Consider the following 19,194-nt stretch of genomic DNA (forward strand, 5'->3'; position numbering starts at 1 on the left):
AAATATATACCCTAAATAATTCGAGTTGCTTAAAGGCGGCAAGGGAGTGAATCCCCAGGAGCATAGATAACTATGTGACTGGGGTGAGCGAGCGTAGCCAACACATAAGCAACTTGAAGTATGACGGGTATAATTGTATCCAACATGTTAACGTTCTATTTTATTATTGACAAACATCACACTGTTTTTAATTTCAAAATCACTAACAAAAGTTAATTAAGTATTATCTAACTCGCAGAATGTGTATTTTTACCTCTAAAGGATTAGTCTGAAATTAACCAGACATAAAAATCTATATCGGTAGCAATGGAGAACATGCTACGTACTATGGACACCGAACATTTTTGTGAGCAAATAAAAGTATCCGTACGCCAACCTCATAACACCATGAATTGGCGTGAGCGAGATCACATCAATAATGCACTCACCGATTCTGCCGGTGGTTCACGTAATAGTAGAGAACGTAAAGCTGACGATAAGTTTCCGGATAACCGGGACAACGCATCTACATTACAACGTCAGCCAATGCTCTTCATAACAAGCTCCGCTTCCCATCGCCTGAGGATTCTCTCCTCTGAACAAAGTCACAGAAAAAAGTTAAATATTTCCAATAACGTTTAAAAATTTTCTAGCCAGACATTTGAACATTAATCGCAAATACGGACATACCGAATATTGACCGCTTTCTGATGCTTATTCCAGCATAAAAGAATGTGGCACAGATCCATTTATCAAATATTGACTGGGTTTTTCGCGAGGGTAAATAAAATGTTATTTAGTATACAACTTCTTATAATATTAATATGTTTGTTTTATGGTGCCAGAAAGGGCGGTATCGCACTGGGTTTGTTAGGCGGTATCGGTCTGGTCATTCTGGTTTTCGTTTTCCATCTCCAGCCAGGTAAACCACCTGTAGACGTTATGCTGGTCATTATCGCCGTGGTTGCTGCCTCCGCAACCTTGCAGGCCTCCGGCGGTCTTGATGTTATGCTGCAAATTGCTGAAAAGCTGCTGCGTCGTAACCCAAAATACGTCTCCATCGTGGCACCGTTTGTCACCTGCACCCTGACTATCCTTTGTGGTACAGGTCACGTGGTGTACACCATTCTGCCTATCATCTATGACGTTGCGATTAAGAACAATATTCGCCCGGAACGTCCGATGGCGGCGAGTTCTATCGGTGCGCAGATGGGTATCATTGCCAGCCCGGTTTCCGTGGCCGTCGTGTCACTGGTTGCCATGCTGGGTAACGTAACGTTTGAAGGCAAGCACCTCGAATTCCTCGACCTGCTCGCTATCACCATCCCCTCTACCCTGCTGGGTATTCTGGCGATCGGTATCTTCAGCTGGTTCCGTGGTAAAGATCTGGACAAAGACGAAGATTTTCAGAAGTTCATTTCCGTTCCTGAAAACCACCACTATGTCTATGGCGACACCGCCACGCTGTTAGATAAGAAGCTGCCTAAGAGCAACTGGCTGGCAATGTGGATCTTCCTGGCCGCTATCGCTGTCGTTGCCGTGCTCGGTGCGGTATCTGAATTGCGTCCTTCTTTTGGCGGTAAACCACTGTCAATGGTTCTGGTTATCCAGATGTTCATGCTGCTGACCGGCGCACTGATTATCATCCTGACCAAAACCAACCCCGCATCTATCTCTAAAAATGAAGTCTTCCGTTCAGGTATGATCGCGATTGTAGCGGTGTACGGTATTGCCTGGATGGCGGAAACCATGTTCGGCGCGCACATGTCTGAAATTCAGGGCGTACTGGGCGAGATGGTGAAAGAATATCCGTGGGCCTATGCGGTTGTCCTGCTGTTGGTCTCCAAGTTTGTAAACTCCCAGGCTGCGGCGCTGGCGGCTATCGTGCCGGTCGCGCTGGCTATCGGCGTTGATCCAGCGTACATCGTTGCCTCTGCTCCGGCATGCTACGGTTACTACATTCTGCCGACCTACCCGAGCGATCTGGCTGCCATTCAGTTTGACCGTTCCGGCACAACCCGCATTGGCCGCTTCGTCATTAACCACAGCTTTATTCTGCCTGGTTTGATTGGCGTAAGCGTATCCTGCGTATTTGGCTGGGTGTTCGCTGCAATGTACGGTTTCCTGTAATCACACTTCGCGTGCCGTCCCTTTTTGTACGGCACGCCACTCATAAAATGCAGAACAATTTACGTTTCTGATAAAAAAGAAAAGGCTGGAAGCAAATGTCAAAAGTTGAATTCACTTACCAGGCGCCTTTCCCGCTGGGGGAAGACAAAACTGAGTACTATCTGCTGACATCCGATCACGTCAGCGTCGGCGAGTTTGAAGGCGAGACAATCCTGAAGGTAGAACCAGAAGCGCTGACGCTCCTGGCCCAGCAAGCCTTCCACGATGCCTCCTTCATGCTCCGCCCGGAACACCAGCAGCAAGTCGCCTCCATTCTCCACGACCCTGAAGCCAGCGAAAACGATAAGTACGTGGCGCTGCAATTCCTGAGAAACTCTGAAATCGCCGCCAAAGGCGTACTGCCGACCTGCCAGGATACCGGCACGGCAATTATCATGGGCAAAAAAGGCCAGCGCGTCTGGACCGGCGGCGGCGACGAAGCTGCGCTCTCCAAAGGCGTCTTTAACACCTACATTGAAGACAACCTGCGCTACTCGCAAAACGCTGCGCTGGATATGTACAAAGAGGTCAATACCGGGACTAACTTACCCGCACAAATCGACCTGTACAGCGTTGATGGCGATGAATACAAATTCCTGTGTGTGGCCAAAGGCGGCGGCTCTGCCAACAAAACGTACCTCTATCAGGAAACCAAAGCACTGCTGACCCCCGGCAAACTGAAAGATTACCTGGTCGATAAGATGCGCACGCTCGGTACGGCGGCCTGCCCGCCTTACCACGTCGCCTTTGTCATTGGCGGCACCTCAGCAGAAAGCACCCTCAAAACGGTGAAACTGGCCAGCACGCACTACTATGACGCGCTGCCGACCGAAGGTAATGCCCATGGTCAGGCGTTCCGTGACGTTCAACTGGAACAAGAACTGCTTGAAGAAGCACAGAAACTGGGTCTCGGCGCACAGTTTGGCGGCAAATACTTCGCACACGATATCCGCGTGATCCGCTTACCTCGCCACGGCGCATCTTGCCCGGTAGGCATGGGTGTATCCTGCTCTGCCGACCGTAACATCAAGGCCAAAATTAATCGTGACGGTATCTGGATTGAAAAACTGGAGCATAATCCAGCCCAGTACATTCCAGAATCGCTGCGTCAGGCAGGTGAAGGTGAAGCGGTTAAGGTTGACCTGAACCGCCCGATGAAAGAGATCCTCGCCCAGCTTTCTCAGTACCCGGTATCTACGCGCCTGTCGTTAAGCGGCACCATCATTGTGGGTCGCGACATTGCCCATGCGAAGCTGAAAGAGCGTATTGATTCCGGTGAAGGCCTGCCACAGTACGTGAAAGATCACCCGATCTACTACGCGGGTCCGGCAAAAACACCAGCGGGTTATCCATCAGGCTCCTTAGGCCCAACCACCGCAGGTCGTATGGACTCCTACGTTGATCTACTGCAATCCCACGGCGGCAGCATGATCATGCTGGCGAAAGGGAACCGCAGCCAGCAGGTAACCGACGCCTGCCACAAACACGGCGGCTTCTACTTAGGCAGCATCGGCGGTCCGGCAGCGGTACTGGCACAGCAGAGCATTAAGCATCTGGAGTGTGTGGAGTATCCGGAATTAGGAATGGAAGCAATCTGGAAAATCGAAGTTGAAGATTTCCCGGCTTTCATCCTGGTCGATGACAAAGGCAACGATTTCTTCCAGCAAATTGTCAGCAAGCAATGCGCTAACTGCGCGAAGTAACCTATCTGGCCCGGCACCGGACTGTTCCCAATAGTTGGACTCCCAACCTTTGAGGACAGCCCGGTGATCCCCCCGGGCCACTCTCCCCTCCCCCTCAAAAACGGATATTGAATTTTTATCACACCCGATAAATAGTAGCCTTTTCGACTACTCGCAAAATCACCATGATCCGCACACTAAATACTTCAACGCTAAACGCTGGCGCACTAGTACTGGCGCTAATCCTTGTCTATACCGGCTTCTGCGCCACAGAAAAAATCACCTGGCTGATGGAAGTCACTCCAGTCATTATTGTCGTGCCGCTACTCCTTGCCACAGCCAGGCGCTATCCGCTGACGCCGCTGCTCTACACGCTGATTTTCCTGCATGCCATCATTCTGATGGTGGGCGGTATGTACACTTACGCTAAGGTGCCGATTGGCTTTGACGTTCAGGAATGGCTGAATCTGAGCCGCAACCCCTATGACAAACTGGGCCACTTCTTCCAGGGTCTGGTGCCAGCCTTGACGGCCAGAGAGATTTTGCTGCGTGGCAATATTGTTCGTGGCCGTAAGATGCTGGCATTTTTAGTCTGCTGTGTCGCGCTGGCGATCAGCGCCACTTATGAACTGATTGAGTGGTGGGCGGCGCTGGCGATGGGCCAGGGTGCAGATGATTTCCTTGGCACGCAGGGCGACCCGTGGGATACCCAGTCAGATATGTTCTGCGCCCTGCTTGGCGCGTTAACTACGGTGATGCTGCTGGCGCGAGTTCATTGCCAACAGCTGCGCCGCTATAAGTTAATAACCATGAACTGATTGCCGGATGTCGCTGACGCTAATCCGGCCTGTACGTCTCCGTCTTATCGATGTAACCAGGCCGGTAGCCAGTCACCGTGTGAAGCGATCAGGTCGTCCACCAGCGCATAAATCTCCTCAATACCCAGTACCGCTGCGGTGTGGGGGTCCATCATTGCCGCGTGATACACCCGATCACGGTTTTCCGTCAGGATGGCTTCCGTCAACAGAGTCTGCACATTGATATTGGTTTGCATCATTGCCGCCAGATGCGATGGGAGAGTGCCCACCTTAGTCGGTTGAATGCCGTTGGCATCAACCAGACACGCCACTTCCACACAGCAGCCCTGTGGCAGGTTATCGATCAGGCCGTCATTACGCACGTTGCCATAAATCACGCTCGGTTCACCGGTCCAGATAGCATTCATGATCGTGCTGGCATATTCCCGCGACGGATTGATATCAATCCGCTCCGCCGTTTTGTACTCCTCCAGCTCTTTATGCCAGTTCGCCAGTTGTTCCACGCAACGTTTCGGGTATTCATCCAGCGGCACCTTGTAGCGCTCAATCAGGTCTTCACGTCCCGGCTTAATAAACCACGGCGTATATTCAGCAAAATGTTCTGAAGACTCGGTCACGAAGTACCCCAGTTTTTTGAGCATCTCATACCGCACGATGTTCTGGCAGCGGTTGTTCCCGTGAATATTAGGCTTCGGCGCCTGACCGGTGTCATAAGCGGCCAGCAGTTCCGGGTACAGATCCACATAGCGGCCCTCTGCCGTTTTTCGTTCCAGCTCCAGGTAAAACGCCATATGGTTGATCCCGGCACTGCGATAGCGCAACGTGGCAGGATCGATATTCAAATCACGCGCCAGCTCCTCCGCTGTCCCCTGAACGGAATGGCAAAGCCCAACCTGTTTTATCTGCGGATAACGTGCATACATAGCCCAGGTGTTCATCGCCATCGGATTGACGTAGTTAAGCATCGTGGCATGCGGGCAGACGTCGGTCATGTCTTCACAAATCTGCCATAAATGCGGGATGGTACGCAGCGCGCGCATGATACCGCCCGGCCCCAGGGTATCAGCAATGGTTTGTTCCAGACCATGACGCTTACACACATCAAAATCAGTGACGGTACACGGCTCATAGCCGCCAATCTGGAAGGCGACAACCACAAAGTCGGCATCCTGCAACGCCGCTTTCCGATCGGTATGGCAGGTGATGTGACCGGATGCACCCGCGGAATCCATCAGTTTGCGCACCACAATATGCGATTCCTCAAGGCGTGTGGGATCGATATCCATTAAAGCAATATGCGCAGATTTCAGTGCATCGCGGTGAAAGACATCCCCAAGAATGTTTTTGACGAAAATCGTTGAACCGGCGCCGATAAAGGTAATTTTGGGTGCAGACATCATCACTCTCCAGAACGTTATTGAACATTGTCAGGATGACACGCGGTGACGATGAAAACCTCCGGCTTCTGTAATGAGCATTCCCAAAAACTCAGATCATCTTTCCGCTCGCACAAAATCTGAGTTAACAGGATAAAACTAGCTAAAAAGCAGAGAATACGGCTCAAAACATTCACTAAGATGAAATACAGTTACCCGATTTGCGTCCCGATTCTCAGTCTTACCTGTGCGCAAATGGCATGATTATGAGCATTCAGGAAATGGAGTGACCATGACAACACTGCCAATACCGCTTCTCCCCCCCGATCCGCACATGTGCAGTAGCGATGAGCAGCAGACCCGCAGCCCTCTGACGCTGTACTCAGAGTATCAACGCATGGATATCGAACTACGCCCACCGCATGCCATGGACAACAGTCACTGGCACGGCCAGGTGGAGGTGAACGTACCGTTCGACGGTGACGTTGAGTATGTAATCAATAACGAAGTGGTGCAGATAAAACAGGGGCATATCACATTATTCTGGGCCTGTACGCCGCATCAACTCACTCGCCCCGGTACCTGCCAGCAAATGGCAATTTTCAACTTACCGATGCACCTGTTTCTCTCCTGGCCGCTGGATCGTGAACTGATCAACCACGTCACGCATGGCATGGTCATTAAATCACTGGCGACACAGCAGCTCAGCGCCTTTGAAGTTCAGCGCTGGCAGCAGGAACTGAGCAATCCAAACGAACAAATTCGCCAGTTGGCGATCGACGAAATTGGTCTGATGCTTAAGCGCTTTAGCCTGTCAGGATGGCAACCGATTCTGGTCAGTAAAACCTCGCGCACGCACAAAAACAGCGTCTCCCGGCATGCCCAGTTTTATGTCAGCCAGATGCTGAGTTTTATTGCCGACAACTACGATCAAGCGCTCTCCATCAACAACGTCGCAGAACACGTGAAGCTCAATGCCAACTATGCGATGGGGATTTTCCAGCGCGTAATGCAGCTCACCATGAAGCAGTACATTACCGCGATGCGGATCAACCACGTCCGCGCGCTACTGAGCGATACCGATAAAACTATTCTGGACGTGGCGCTGACCGCCGGGTTTCGCTCCAGCAGCCGCTTTTACGACACCTTCAACAAATTTGTCGGCATGTCACCACAGCAATACCGCAAGCTGAGCCAACAGCGGCGACAATCCTCAGCCCTCTGACCCCCGGCAATATCACTATCAGCCAAAAAAATAATTCCCCTGTCGATAAACGGCAGGGAAAAACCACCACACACACTAATCAACAATTTGTTTTTGAAAGATAAAATCACAAAATAGTCTATTTTTTAACCACTTTACTCCCGTATTTATCAGGTAAATACTTGCCCTCGTCACACATCCTCCACTACGGGAAAAAGACGATGAAAGTATTAATTGTTGAAAGTGAATTTCTGCATCAGGACACCTGGGTCGGCCATGCGGTCGAACGTCTGGCGGATGCCCTGAGTCGGCAAAATGTGACCGTCATTAAGTCCACATCATTCGATGATGGTTACGCCATCCTGGCCGCCAATGAAGCCATTGACTGCCTGATGTTCAGCTACCAAATGGAACAACAGGATGAACACCTCAACGTCAGGCAATTGATCGGCAAGCTTCACGAACGCCAGCAAAACGTTCCCGTTTTCCTGCTGGGCGATCGGGAAAAAGCCACCGCATCGCTGGATCGCGATCTGCTGGAGCTTGTCGATGAATTCGCCTGGATTCTGGAAGATACCGCCGACTTTATCGCCGGGCGCGCCATTGCGGCGATGACTCGCTATCGCCAGCAGCTTCTGCCACCGCTGTTCAGCGCGTTGATGAAGTACGGCGACATCCATGAATATTCCTGGGCCGCACCGGGCCACCAGGGCGGCGTCGGATTTACCAAAACTCCAGCCGGTCGTTTCTATCATGACTACTACGGCGAAAATCTGTTCCGTAGCGACATGGGTATCGAACGCGCCTCCCTGGGCTCTCTGCTTGACCACACCGGCGCATTTGGCGAGAGTGAAAAATATGCCGCCCGCGTCTTTGGCGCTGACCGTTCATGGTCCGTGGTGGTCGGCACATCCGGCTCTAACCGCACCATCATGCAGGCCTGCATGACCGACAACGACGTGGTCGTTCTGGACCGTAACTGCCATAAATCTATCGAGCAGGGGCTGATCCTCACCGGGGCAAAACCGGTGTATATGGTGCCAAGCCGTAACCGTTACGGCATTATCGGGCCTATCTACCCGCAGGAAATGCAACCGGAAACGTTGCAGAAAAAAATCAGCGAAAGCCCGCTGACGCAAGGCAAAACTGGGCAAAAACCGTCTTACAGCGTGGTCACCAACTGCACCTACGACGGCGTCTGCTACAACGCGAAAGAAGCACAGAACCTGCTGGCACAAACCAGCGATCGTATACACTTCGATGAAGCCTGGTACGGCTATGCGCGCTTCAACCCGATTTACAACGACCACTACGCCATGCGTGGAGAGCCTAGCGACCATAATGGCCCCACCGTATTTGCCACCCACTCCACCCACAAACTGCTGAATGCACTTTCTCAGGCCTCGTACATTCACGTGCGTGAAGGCCGTGGAGCGGTGAATTTCTCTCGCTTTAACCAGGCGTATATGATGCACGCCACCACTTCGCCGCTGTATGCCATCTGCGCCTCAAACGACGTGGCGGTCTCGATGATGGACGGTAACAGCGGCCTGTCGCTCACTCAGGAAGTAATCGACGAAGCGGTTGATTTCCGCCAGGCAATGGCGCGGTTATACAAAGAATTCACCGCCGAGGGCGACTGGTTCTTCAAACCGTGGAACAAAGAGGTGGTTACCGATCCAAAAACCGGTAAAACCTACGATTTTGCGGATGCACCAACCCAACTGCTGACCACCGACCAGAATTGCTGGGTGATGCGCCCGGGTGAATCCTGGCACGGCTTTAAAGACCTACCGGATAACTGGAGCATGCTGGACCCAATTAAGGTCAGCATTCTTGCCCCGGGAATGGGTGACGACGGCGAGCAGGAAGAGAACGGTGTGCCCGCGGCGCTGGTTACCGCCTGGCTTGGACGTCACGGTATCGTACCGACCCGTACCACTGACTTCCAGATTATGTTCCTGTTCTCAATGGGGATCACCCGCGGGAAATGGGGCACGCTTATCAACACGCTGTGTTCCTTCAAGCACCATTACGATGCCAATACCCCGCTGTCACAGGTGATGCCAGAACTGGTAGAGGAGCATCCTGACACTTATGCCAACATGGGCATTCACGATCTGGGCGACACCATGTTCGCCTGGCTGAAAGAAAACAACCCTGGCAGCCGCCTCAATGCGGCCTATTCCGGCCTGCCTGTCGCTGAAATCACCCCGCGTGAAGCCTATAACGCCATCGTGAGCGACAACGTTGAGATGGTGGCCATCGAAAATCTGCCGGGCCGTATTGCCGCCAATTCCGTTATCCCTTACCCACCGGGAATCCCGATGCTGCTGTCCGGGGAAAACTTTGGCGATGCCAATAGCCCACAGATCAGTTACCTGCGTTCGTTGCAATCCTGGGACCATAACTTCCCTGGTTTTGAACATGAAACCGAAGGAACGGAAATTATCGACGGCATGTATCACGTCATGTGCGTGAAAGCATAATGTCGCTTTATAGATAGTCCGATGTTTAAGGTAGACATGTCATGCTTGAGTAATTCCTGAGTATTGCTGCAAAACAATAACACTGTCATACCTTTTGCGCGGGGCCACCCCGCGCTTTTTTTATACAGCGAAAGCACGTTGCCACTCACGTAAATTATTATGTACACCCCAATAATCCCTGAAGATATTGTAATTGCTCCAAATCACGCTATTTTATCGCAGGTTTTGATTCATCATACAATTCCATTTGACCGGTATTACTCACCCTTCGGCGAGCGACGGTATTTTATATTCATATTCCAGGAGTTCGGGTATGAGGGTTTGCAGCAAAGCAGCTTGTGTTGTTGTATTAACGGAGAAAGATGTTTGGTTAAGGATTAACGGTAAAGAAGCCATCAGTTTAAAAGCCAACCACATGGCACTGGTGGCATGTGATAATAATATTATCGACTTTTCTTCACTCAATAATGCTCTGGTGGTTCACATCAGTCGCGACATTATTAAAGATTACTTACGATTTTTAAATAAAGATCTCTCGCAAATCCCCCTCTGGCAACGCAGTGCCAATCCGGTAATGACCGCCGTCTGCCTGACGCCGGATGTGTTTCGGGTCGCCGCCCAGCACAGTGTAATGGATACGCTGAACGAAGGGGAAGCAGAGCGGACGCGTGCGCTGCTGTTCACCGTGTTATCACGCTTTCTCGACAGCAAAAAGTTTCTCTCATTGCTGATGCATATGTTACGCAGCCGCATCAGCGACAGCGTTTATCACATCATTGAAAGCGATATTCATAAAGACTGGAATTTGAGTCTGGTCGCCAGTTGCCTGTGCCTGAGCCCCAGTTTGTTAAAGAAAAAGCTCAAAAATGAAAACACAAGTTACAGCCAAATAATTACCACCTGTCGCATGCGTTATGCTGTCAATCAATTATTGATGGACGGAAAAAACATATCTCAGGTATCACAACTGTGCGGATATAACAGTACGTCATACTTCATCTCTGTATTCAAAGAGTTCTACGGGATGACTCCACTGCATTATGTCAGTCTGCACCGGGAACAAACGGCCGCCTGATTTTTAATCATTTAGCAATAAGCCATAATAATATCAGCATTGGCGATACTCCCCTTTCGCCATAATTTAATTATCTTCTGCGGAGGTATGATACGTCGTCATTTATCCTTATCAGGAGTTAAGAAATATGTCGACGGATGCTGATGCTCACAAAGTGGGCTTAATCCCCGTCACCTTAATGGTGTCGGGGAATATTATGGGTTCCGGTGTGTTCCTGCTACCTGCCAACCTGGCGTCAACTGGCGGGATTGCAATCTACGGATGGCTGGTCACAATTATCGGTGCGCTGGCGCTATCGATGGTGTACGCCAAAATGTCGTCCTTAGACTCCAGTCCCGGTGGTTCTTATGCGTATGCCCGCCGCTGCTTCGGTCCCTTCTTAGGCTACCAAACCAACGTCCTGTACTGGCTGGCCTGCTGGATCGGTAACATCGCTATGGTGGTCATTGGCGTGGGTTACCTGAGCTACTTCTTCCCCATTTTAAAAGACCCGCTAGTGTTAACACTGACCTGCGTCGCCGTACTGTGGATCTTCGTCTTGCTGAACATCGTCGGGCCAAAAATGATCACTCGCGTACAGGCCGTTGCCACCGTGCTGGCGCTGGTGCCGATTGTCGGGATTGCCGTCTTCGGCTGGTTCTGGTTCCGTGGTGAAACCTATATGGCGGCCTGGAACGTCAGCGGCATGAACACCTTTGGTGCGATCCAAAGCACCTTAAACGTTACCCTGTGGTCATTCATCGGGGTGGAAAGTGCCTCCGTCGCCGCAGGCGTGGTCAAAAACCCTAAACGTAATGTTCCTATCGCCACCATCGGCGGGGTGCTGATTGCCGCCGTCTGCTATGTGCTTTCCACCACCGCGATCATGGGTATGATCCCTAACGCGGCGCTGCGCGTTTCGGCCTCCCCGTTCGGCGATGCCGCCCGCATGGCGTTGGGTAACACCGCTGGCGCGATTGTCTCCTTCTGTGCGGCAGCCGGTTGTCTCGGTTCACTGGGCGGCTGGACGCTGCTTGCCGGACAAACCGCAAAAGCGGCGGCCGATGACGGTCTGTTCCCACCGATTTTCGCCCGCGTAAACAAAGCCGGAACGCCGGTTGCCGGGTTAATTATCGTTGGGGTCCTGATGACCATCTTCCAGTTCAGCAGCATGTCGCCGAACGCCGCCAAAGAATTTGGTCTGGTGTCTTCTGTCTCGGTCATCTTCACGCTGGTGCCTTACCTGTATACCTGTGCCGCCCTGCTGCTGCTGGGCCATGGTCACTTTGGTAAAGCACGTCCCCTGTACTTGCTGGTGACCTTCGTGGCATTCATCTACTGCATCTGGGCAGTGGTCGGCTCTGGCGCCAAAGAAGTGATGTGGTCATTCGTGATGCTGATGATCATCACCGCGTTGTATGCCCTTAATTACAACCGGATCCATAAAAACCCGTATCCACTGGATGCCCCGGTTAACAATAATTAATGTAAGTTACCGTGGTGCATATAGGTCGGATAAGACATCACCGCCATCCGGCCTCAAGCCAATCTTAAGTTCTTAAGGTTGGCTTAACTTTACTTTGCGAGGATCTGCCCCACTTAGTCGATGGAATTTCCTCTTCATGTTAAAGCATCTGTTTAAAAGACCGATTCTCGGGCACATCAGCTGGCTTCTGCTGATCTCTTTTTATCTGGCCACCTTCCTGAACATTGCGTTCTATAAACAGGTGCTGCAAGACCTCCCGCTGGACTCACTGCGCAACGTACTGGTGTTTTTATCCATGCCGGTGGTGGCCTTTAGCGTTATGAACATTGTGCTGACGCTAGCCTCATTTCTGTGGCTTAACCGCCTGTTGGCCTGCATTTTCATTCTGGTGGGTGCCTCTGCCCAGTATTTCATCATGACCTACGGCATCATCATTGACCGCTCGATGATCGCCAATATGATGGATACCACACCGGCAGAAACCTTCGCCCTGCTGACGCCGCAAATGATCCTCACGCTCGGGCTGAGCGGTATTCTGGCGGCGATCATCGCCTGCTGGATAAAAATTAAACCGACGACACCGGTATTGCGCAGCGTGCTGTCTCGTGGCGCAAATATTCTGGTATCCGTACTGCTGATCGTGCTGGTCGCCACCTTCTTCTACAAAGATTACGCCTCGCTGTTTCGCAACAACAAAGAGCTGGTTAAATCCCTCAGCCCGTCCAACAGCATCGTAGCCACCTCATCCTGGTATTCCCATCAACGTCTGGCAGATTTGCCGCTGGTGCGTATTGGCGAAGATGCCCACCGCAATCCGTTAATGCTGAAAGAAAAGCGTAAAAACCTCACCATCGTGGTGCTCGGCGAAACCTCGCGCGGGGATAATTTCTCACTGTCGGGGTATTCACGCCAGACCAACCCGTTGCTGGAAAAAGATAACGTGGTCTATTTCCCACGCACCACCTCCTGCGGGACGGCGACGGCGGTGTCTGTACCCTGCATGTTCTCCGACATGCCGCGCGAGCACTATGATGAAGAACTGGCACACCACCAGGAAGGTGTGCTCGATATCATTCAACGGGCAGGAATCAACGTGCTGTGGAATGACAACGACGGTGGCTGCAAAGGCGCATGCGACCGCGTACCGCATCAGAATATGACCAAGCTGAATCTGCCGGGGCAGTGCATCGACGGTGAATGTTACGACGACGTTCTGTTCCACGGGTTGGAAACGTACATTAATAACCTGCAAGGCGACGGCGTGATTGTGCTGCACACCATCGGCAGCCACGGCCCGACCTATTACAACCGCTATCCGCCGCAATTCAAGAAATTCACCCCGACCTGCGACACCAACGAGATCCAGACCTGCTCGCAGCAACAGCTGGTGAACACCTACGACAACACCCTTCTGTACGTTGACTATATTGTTGATAAAGCAATCAATATACTGAAAGCACATCAGGATAATTTCACCACCAGCCTGGTCTATCTTTCCGATCATGGAGAATCGTTAGGAGAAAACGGCGTCTATTTGCACGGCCTGCCGTATTCCATTGCGCCAGAAACACAAAAGCATGTGCCGATGCTGCTGTGGTTGTCAGAGGACTACCAACAGCGCTACCAGATCTCACAGACTTGTTTGCAAAAACGGGCCAGCACAGAAGATTTCTCACAGGATAATTTATTCTCAACACTGCTGGGATTAACGGGCGTACAGACCAGGAATTACCAGGCCGCAGATGATATTCTGCACCCATGCCGGGGAGGCTAACTGAATGAAAATTCTGATTGTTGAAGACGATACGCTGTTACTACAGGGACTGATCCTTGCCGCTCAAACAGAAGGCTATGCCTGCGACGGCGTATCAACCGCCCGTGCCGCAGAGCAGTGTCTGGAGACCGGGCATTATAGTCTGGTGGTGCTGGATCTCGGCTTGCCCGATGAAGACGGTCTGCACTTTCTCAACCGCATCAGGCAGAAAAAATACACGATTCCGGTGCTGATCCTCACCGCCCGCGACACGCTCAAAGACCGTGTTGCCGGGCTGGACGTAGGTGCCGATGACTATCTGGTCAAACCGTTTGCGCTGGAAGAGTTGCATGCCCGTATTCGGGCGCTGCTGCGTCGCCATAACAATCAGGGTGAGAGCGAGCTGATTATCGGTAACCTGACGCTGAATATTGGCCGTCGCCAGGTGTGGATGGATAGCCAGGAGGTTATCTTAACGCCGAAAGAGTACGCGCTGCTGTCGCGCCTGATGCTCAAGGCGGGTAGCCCGGTACACCGGGAAATCCTGTATAACGACATCTACAGCTGGGATAACGAACCGTCAACCAATACGCTGGAAGTCCACATTCATAACCTGCGCGACAAAATCGGTAAAGCCCGTATTCGCACGGTCAGGGGATTTGGCTACATGCTGGTTGCTACTGAGGAAAGCTAAGTGAAGCTGATGCGTTTTTTAAAGCAGCCGTTGCCCCTACGCCATCGTTTAATGCTGACGATCGGCCTGATTCTGGTGGTCTTTCAGCTGATTAGCACCTTCTGGCTGTGGCATGAGAGCACCGAACAAATACAACTGTTCGAACAGGCGTTACGCGAAAACCGTAACAACGATCGCCATATCATGCATGAGATCCGCGAGGCCATCGCCAGCCTGATCGTCCCCGGCATTTTTATGGTCAGTCTGACGCTGCTGATTTGCTATCAGGCCGTGCGGCGGATCACCCGCCCGCTTGCCAACCTGCAAAAAGAGTTAGAAGCGCGCACCGCTGATAACCTGACTCCCATCGAAATCCGCAGCTCCACCGTTGAGATACAGGCGGTCGTCTCGGCGCTCAATCAGCTGGTGGCGCGCCTGACCAATACCCTCGACAATGAGCGTTTATTTACTGCCGACGTCGCCCACGAGCTGCGCACACCGTTATCTGGTGTTCGCCTGCATCTGGAATTACTGTCAAAAACCCACAACGTGGACGTTTCGCCGCTTATCGCCCGCTTAGACCAAATGATGGACAGCGTGTCGCAGCTGCTGCAGCTTGCCCGCGTGGGTCAGTCGTTTTCTGCGGGGAATTACCAGCATGTCAAACTGCTGGAGGACGTCATACTGCCTTCCTACGATGAGCTCAGCACCATGCTGGATCAGCGGCAACAAACGCTTCTATTACCCGAGAGCGCTGCCGATATCGTGGTGCGCGGCGACGTTACGCTGTTGCGTATGCTGCTGCGTAACCTGGTCGAAAACGCACATCGCTACAGCCCGGAAGGCAGTAATATTAGAATTAGCCTGAATACTGACCCGGAGGCGCAGATGGTCGTTGAGGACGAAGGGCCTGGCATTGATGAAAGTAAATGCGGGGAGTTAAGCAAAGCGTTTGTGCGCATGGACAGCCGTTTTGGCGGTATTGGGCTGGGACTGAGCATTGTCAGCCGTATTACCCAGCTCCATCGCGGGCAATTTTTTTTGCAAAATCGTACTGGAGCCACCGGCACCCAAGCCAGCGTAGTGCTGGAGAAAGATCAGTAAGAGCTCACCCAAACGTACAAAAAGCTGCTCACGATCAGCACGCTGCACACGGTGGTTAAACTTTCATAGATACGGGTTTTCATGACACTCTCCTCCGAAGATAAGGAGGAGAGTGTATCTGGCAGAGATTAAGCCAACCTTAAGGGATAACCCGTAGACTGGATAAGCGTAGCGCCATCAGGCACTAAGTTTACTCATCAATACGTGGATGTTGCTGGACCAGGCGCGTACGCTTAACCTGTAAATCCGCAATTTCCTGATCGATATCTTCAATCTTCTGCTCAATATTATCGTAGTGCTCACCGAGGATTTCTTTCGCTTCCTGAATATCCGAAGCGGCAGGCGTCGCGCCTTTCAGCGGCTGATTAGCGGTCTCTTTCATCGTCATGCCGGTAATTAAACCGACCACCGCAACCACCATCAGATAGTAAGCCGGCATCATCAGATTCTGCGAACTTTCCACCAGCCAGGCGGCCAGCGTCGGTGTCAGACCAGCAATCAATACCGAAATATTAAATGCCGCAGCCAGCGCACTGTAGCGGATGTGCGTCGGGAACATCGCCGGTAACGTTGACGCCATTACCCCGGTAAAACAGTTAAGAATTACCGCCAGCATCAGTAAACCGGCAAAAATCAGGCCGATGACGTTACTGTTAATCAGGATAAAGGCCGGGATCGCCAGCACAAACAGCGCAATACTGCCCATGATCACAAACGGACGACGCCCAAAACGGTCACTGAGCAGCCCCATTATCGGTTGCACAAACAGCATACCAATCATAATGGCAATAATAATCAGCACACCGTGATCTTCAGAATAATGCAGGTTATGCGACAGATAGCTCGGCATGTACGTGAGCAGCATGTAGTAGGTGACGTTGGTAGCAATCACCAGACCGGTACACGCCAGCAGGCTGCGCCAGTGTTTAGTGGCAATTTCTTTAAATGAGACTTTCGGTCCTTCTTGCAGACCCTGGCGGTCTCCCTGTTCCAGTTTTTCGACGTGCTGCTGGAACGCAGGGGTTTCTTCCAGTGCGTGACGCAGATACAGGCCAATCAGCCCTAACGGCAGCGCAATGAAGAACGGAATACGCCAACCCCACTCAAGGAAGTTTTCCTCACCAACGACGGTCGAGATCAACACGACTACGCCCGCACCCAGCACAAACCCGGCGATCGAGCCAAAGTCCAGCCAGCTGCCCATAAATCCGCGTTTACGGTCCGGGGAGTATTCCGCGACGAAAATCGAGGCACCGGTGTATTCCCCGCCTACCGAGAATCCCTGCGCCATCTTACACAGCAGCAGCAATATCGGCGCCCAGATACCAATCGAAGCATACGACGGGATAAGCCCGATACAGAAGGTGCTTATCGACATAATCACAATGGTGATAGCGAGGATCTTCTGGCGACCGTACTTATCGCCGAGCATACCGAAGAACAACCCGCCAAGCGGTCGAATCAGAAAGGGAACGGAGAAGGTAGCGAGTGCAGCAACCATCTGCACGCTGGGGTCAGCCCCCGGGAAGAACACTTTACCTAATGCGTAGGCAACAAATCCATAAACACCAAAATCGAACCATTCCATCGCATTACCCAGCGAGGCTGCGGTAATGGCTTTTCGCAGTTTACCGTCATCAATAATGGTGACATCGCGAAGCGTAATGGGTTTTATTTTTTTCCTTTTTAGCATACCAGTCCTCATAGACTTAGCCCTGTCGCGCACAGAGATTCTCCCAACGCAGCATGCGCTAAGGTCATCGCCGAGCGGGGAATGCACAGGCGCAATCCCTGTAACAAGCGTAGCAGGTTTACTTACACTGAACGGAAATGCGCAGTACAACCGAACCTGTTGACGCCTGATTGGGCGGTTAATGACCTCTTTACCCTAACAGTGTTTAAATCTGTGATCAACTTCACACATAGTATTTCATTTCGTCAACCTGCGTAAATAAGGTCATTCTGAGTCAACTTTTTCACATGGAAGGGTTGCGATTAATTACCTATTCACTACAAGAAAATATTGCTTATTTACGCCAACAATCACGGTGGTCACTATTATCCAGCCAGGCAAAATAACATCTAATCTCTTCACAAATAATTTACAGGTTTTTTAATAATCAGAAGCTTTGGGAGTTTTTGCATGAAATATGTGACAAAGATAACTAAAACACTGTTTTATTTTGATTGAATCATCGTTCTTATGAATGCACACTAATTCCAGACGCACTACCCCTGGGAGCAATGACACGCTCAATGTTTACCGCGTTAGATTTTAAAAACAAAGAGATAGCAACTTTTCTTTGTTATGAAACACAAATAACTTGTTGAATTTAATTACTATTTTGTTTTCTTTCGCGTTTATTACCAGCGACAAGACATGAGGACGTTTATGAAAATCAAGGCCACGATTGAACGCATCCCCGGCGGAATGATGTTGATTCCTCTGTTATTAGGTGCGGTGTTAAATACGTTAGCTCCTGATACCGGTGCATATTTTGGTTCATTTACCAAAGGGATGATTAGCGGCACCGTTCCCATTCTGGCAGTGTGGTTTTTCTGTATCGGTGCTTCTATTGATTTACGGGCTACCGGCACGGTATTACGCAAGTCCGGTACGCTGGTATTAACCAAAATAGCTGTGGCCTGGGCAGTGGCAATGATTGCCGCATCATTCATTCCTGATACCGGTATTCAAACCGGATTCTTTGCAGGTCTTTCCGTGCTGGCAATTGTCTCTGCAATGGACATGACTAACGGTGGCCTGTACGCCAGCCTGATGAACCAGTATGGCACCAAAGAAGAGTCCGGCGCCTTCGTTCTGATGTCTCTGGAATCTGGTCCGCTGATGACCATGGTTATTCTGGGTTCTGCGGGTCTCGCTTCCTTTGAGCCACACCATTTCGTCGGGGCCGTATTGCCGTTCCTGATTGGTTTTGCGCTGGGTAACCTGGATCACGATCTGCGTTCCTTCTTCAGCAAAGCAACGCCGGTACTGATTCCGTTCTTTGGCTTCGCACTGGGGAATACCATTAACCTGAGCGTCATCGTTGACACCGGTCTGCTGGGTATCCTGCTGGGCGTTGCGGTCATCGTGATTACCGGCATCCCACTGATTATTGCTGACCGCGTGATTGGTGGCGGGAACGGTACGGCAGGCGTAGCGGCCTCTTCTGCAGCCGGTGCTGCGGTAGCAAACCCGGTGATTATCGCCCAGATTAACCCGGCATTTGAACCTGTTGCCGCCTCCGCTACCGCGTTGGTTGCCGCCAGCGTGATTGTCACGGCGATTCTGGTCCCGATTATCACCGCCCTGTACGCCAGACGGTTTAATAAAGCGCCGGCCGCCACAGAAACGGTAACGACACCGGCTGACTCACTGCACCACTAAGTCCGTTCTATCGACT

The 19,194-nt window shown here is 51.5% G+C and carries 15 protein-coding genes; 12 read left to right on the plus strand and 3 right to left on the minus strand.

Annotated features, from left to right (window positions below; all coding sequences use genetic code 11):
* Nucleotides 1–315 precede the first annotated feature (315 nt).
* The 4 genes from IMQ48_RS01205 (at nucleotide 316) to IMQ48_RS01220 (ending at nucleotide 4,648) form a co-directional block, all read left to right on the plus strand.
* Complete coding sequence (locus IMQ48_RS01205) at nucleotides 316–621, plus strand: hypothetical protein (RefSeq protein ID WP_196207576.1); 306 nt, start codon at nucleotides 316–318, stop codon at nucleotides 619–621.
* 147 nt (nucleotides 622–768) lie between these two features.
* The gene (gene dcuB / locus IMQ48_RS01210; protein WP_096758637.1) at nucleotides 769–2,109 is read left to right on the plus strand and encodes an anaerobic C4-dicarboxylate transporter DcuB; all 1,341 of its coding nucleotides are present in this window, start codon (nucleotides 769–771) and stop codon (nucleotides 2,107–2,109) included.
* 95 nt (nucleotides 2,110–2,204) lie between these two features.
* Nucleotides 2,205–3,851: a class I fumarate hydratase FumA gene (gene fumA / locus IMQ48_RS01215; protein WP_196207577.1), complete on the plus strand. Its 1,647-nt coding sequence runs from the start codon at nucleotides 2,205–2,207 to the stop codon at nucleotides 3,849–3,851.
* 164 nt (nucleotides 3,852–4,015) lie between these two features.
* Nucleotides 4,016–4,648 (plus strand): DUF2238 domain-containing protein, encoded by a 633-nt coding sequence (locus tag IMQ48_RS01220; RefSeq protein ID WP_196207578.1) that lies wholly within the window; start codon nucleotides 4,016–4,018, stop codon nucleotides 4,646–4,648.
* 44 nt (nucleotides 4,649–4,692) lie between these two features.
* Here the strand turns inward: IMQ48_RS01220 and melA are convergent, their stop codons facing one another.
* Nucleotides 4,693–6,048: an alpha-galactosidase gene (melA, locus tag IMQ48_RS01225; protein WP_196207579.1), complete on the minus strand. Its 1,356-nt coding sequence runs from the start codon at nucleotides 6,046–6,048 to the stop codon at nucleotides 4,693–4,695.
* A gap of 268 nt (nucleotides 6,049–6,316) precedes the next feature.
* Between melA and melR the strand changes: the two genes are divergently transcribed.
* From melR to pmrB, 7 genes are all read left to right on the plus strand, one after another.
* Nucleotides 6,317–7,249 carry a transcriptional regulator MelR gene (gene melR, locus IMQ48_RS01230; protein ID WP_196207580.1) on the plus strand — a complete coding sequence of 311 codons (933 nt, stop codon included), beginning with the start codon at nucleotides 6,317–6,319 and terminating at the stop codon, nucleotides 7,247–7,249.
* Between the two features lie 200 nt (nucleotides 7,250–7,449).
* Nucleotides 7,450–9,717, plus strand: a complete 2,268-nt coding sequence (gene adiA, locus IMQ48_RS01235; RefSeq protein WP_196207581.1) for an arginine decarboxylase — start codon at nucleotides 7,450–7,452, stop codon at nucleotides 9,715–9,717.
* Nucleotides 9,718–10,030: 313 nt separating this feature from the next.
* On the plus strand, nucleotides 10,031–10,792 hold the full coding sequence (locus IMQ48_RS01240) for an AraC family transcriptional regulator (RefSeq protein ID WP_196207663.1): 762 nt from the start codon (nucleotides 10,031–10,033) through the stop codon (nucleotides 10,790–10,792).
* A 127-nt stretch (nucleotides 10,793–10,919) separates the two neighbouring features.
* Nucleotides 10,920–12,257 (plus strand): arginine/agmatine antiporter, encoded by a 1,338-nt coding sequence (gene adiC, locus IMQ48_RS01245; protein WP_196207582.1) that lies wholly within the window; start codon nucleotides 10,920–10,922, stop codon nucleotides 12,255–12,257.
* A 136-nt stretch (nucleotides 12,258–12,393) separates the two neighbouring features.
* A complete protein-coding gene (eptA, locus tag IMQ48_RS01250; RefSeq protein ID WP_196207583.1) occupies nucleotides 12,394–14,031 on the plus strand; it encodes a phosphoethanolamine transferase EptA in 1,638 nt (545 codons plus the stop codon).
* Between the two features lie 4 nt (nucleotides 14,032–14,035).
* Nucleotides 14,036–14,704, plus strand: coding sequence for a two-component system response regulator PmrA (gene pmrA / locus IMQ48_RS01255; protein ID WP_196207584.1), 669 nt, complete (start codon nucleotides 14,036–14,038; stop codon nucleotides 14,702–14,704).
* A complete protein-coding gene (gene pmrB, locus IMQ48_RS01260; RefSeq protein ID WP_370551824.1) occupies nucleotides 14,705–15,787 on the plus strand; it encodes a two-component system sensor histidine kinase PmrB in 1,083 nt (360 codons plus the stop codon).
* Here the strand turns inward: pmrB and pmrR are convergent.
* Together pmrR and proP are read right to left on the minus strand one after the other, a co-directional pair.
* The gene (gene pmrR / locus IMQ48_RS01265; protein WP_003826741.1) at nucleotides 15,781–15,870 is read right to left on the minus strand and encodes an LpxT activity modulator PmrR; all 90 of its coding nucleotides are present in this window, start codon (nucleotides 15,868–15,870) and stop codon (nucleotides 15,781–15,783) included. The genes pmrB and pmrR overlap by 7 nt on opposite strands.
* A gap of 107 nt (nucleotides 15,871–15,977) precedes the next feature.
* On the minus strand, nucleotides 15,978–17,480 hold the full coding sequence (proP, locus tag IMQ48_RS01270; RefSeq protein WP_196207585.1) for a glycine betaine/L-proline transporter ProP: 1,503 nt from the start codon (nucleotides 17,478–17,480) through the stop codon (nucleotides 15,978–15,980).
* Nucleotides 17,481–18,179: 699 nt separating this feature from the next.
* On the opposite strand from proP, the gene kdgT reads away from it, so the two are divergent.
* On the plus strand, nucleotides 18,180–19,178 hold the full coding sequence (gene kdgT, locus IMQ48_RS01275) for a 2-keto-3-deoxygluconate transporter (protein ID WP_196207586.1): 999 nt from the start codon (nucleotides 18,180–18,182) through the stop codon (nucleotides 19,176–19,178).
* Nucleotides 19,179–19,194: the final 16 nt, after the last annotated feature.

Source organism: Citrobacter sp. Res13-Sevr-PEB04-36 (assembly GCF_015672735.1).
Taxonomy (GTDB): Bacteria; Pseudomonadota; Gammaproteobacteria; order Enterobacterales; family Enterobacteriaceae; genus Citrobacter.

Coding starts and splice junctions, on each gene's coding strand:
- IMQ48_RS01205 (WP_196207576.1), top strand. CDS start 316: ATGCTACGTACTATGGACACCGAACATTTTTGTGAGCAAATAAAAGTA.
- dcuB (WP_096758637.1), top strand. CDS start 769: ATGTTATTTAGTATACAACTTCTTATAATATTAATATGTTTGTTTTAT.
- fumA (WP_196207577.1), top strand. CDS start 2,205: ATGTCAAAAGTTGAATTCACTTACCAGGCGCCTTTCCCGCTGGGGGAA.
- IMQ48_RS01220 (WP_196207578.1), top strand. CDS start 4,016: ATGATCCGCACACTAAATACTTCAACGCTAAACGCTGGCGCACTAGTA.
- melA (WP_196207579.1), bottom strand. CDS start 6,048: ATGATGTCTGCACCCAAAATTACCTTTATCGGCGCCGGTTCAACGATT.
- melR (WP_196207580.1), top strand. CDS start 6,317: ATGACAACACTGCCAATACCGCTTCTCCCCCCCGATCCGCACATGTGC.
- adiA (WP_196207581.1), top strand. CDS start 7,450: ATGAAAGTATTAATTGTTGAAAGTGAATTTCTGCATCAGGACACCTGG.
- IMQ48_RS01240 (WP_196207663.1), top strand. CDS start 10,031: ATGAGGGTTTGCAGCAAAGCAGCTTGTGTTGTTGTATTAACGGAGAAA.
- adiC (WP_196207582.1), top strand. CDS start 10,920: ATGTCGACGGATGCTGATGCTCACAAAGTGGGCTTAATCCCCGTCACC.
- eptA (WP_196207583.1), top strand. CDS start 12,394: ATGTTAAAGCATCTGTTTAAAAGACCGATTCTCGGGCACATCAGCTGG.
- pmrA (WP_196207584.1), top strand. CDS start 14,036: ATGAAAATTCTGATTGTTGAAGACGATACGCTGTTACTACAGGGACTG.
- pmrR (WP_003826741.1), bottom strand. CDS start 15,870: ATGAAAACCCGTATCTATGAAAGTTTAACCACCGTGTGCAGCGTGCTG.
- proP (WP_196207585.1), bottom strand. CDS start 17,480: ATGCTAAAAAGGAAAAAAATAAAACCCATTACGCTTCGCGATGTCACC.
- kdgT (WP_196207586.1), top strand. CDS start 18,180: ATGAAAATCAAGGCCACGATTGAACGCATCCCCGGCGGAATGATGTTG.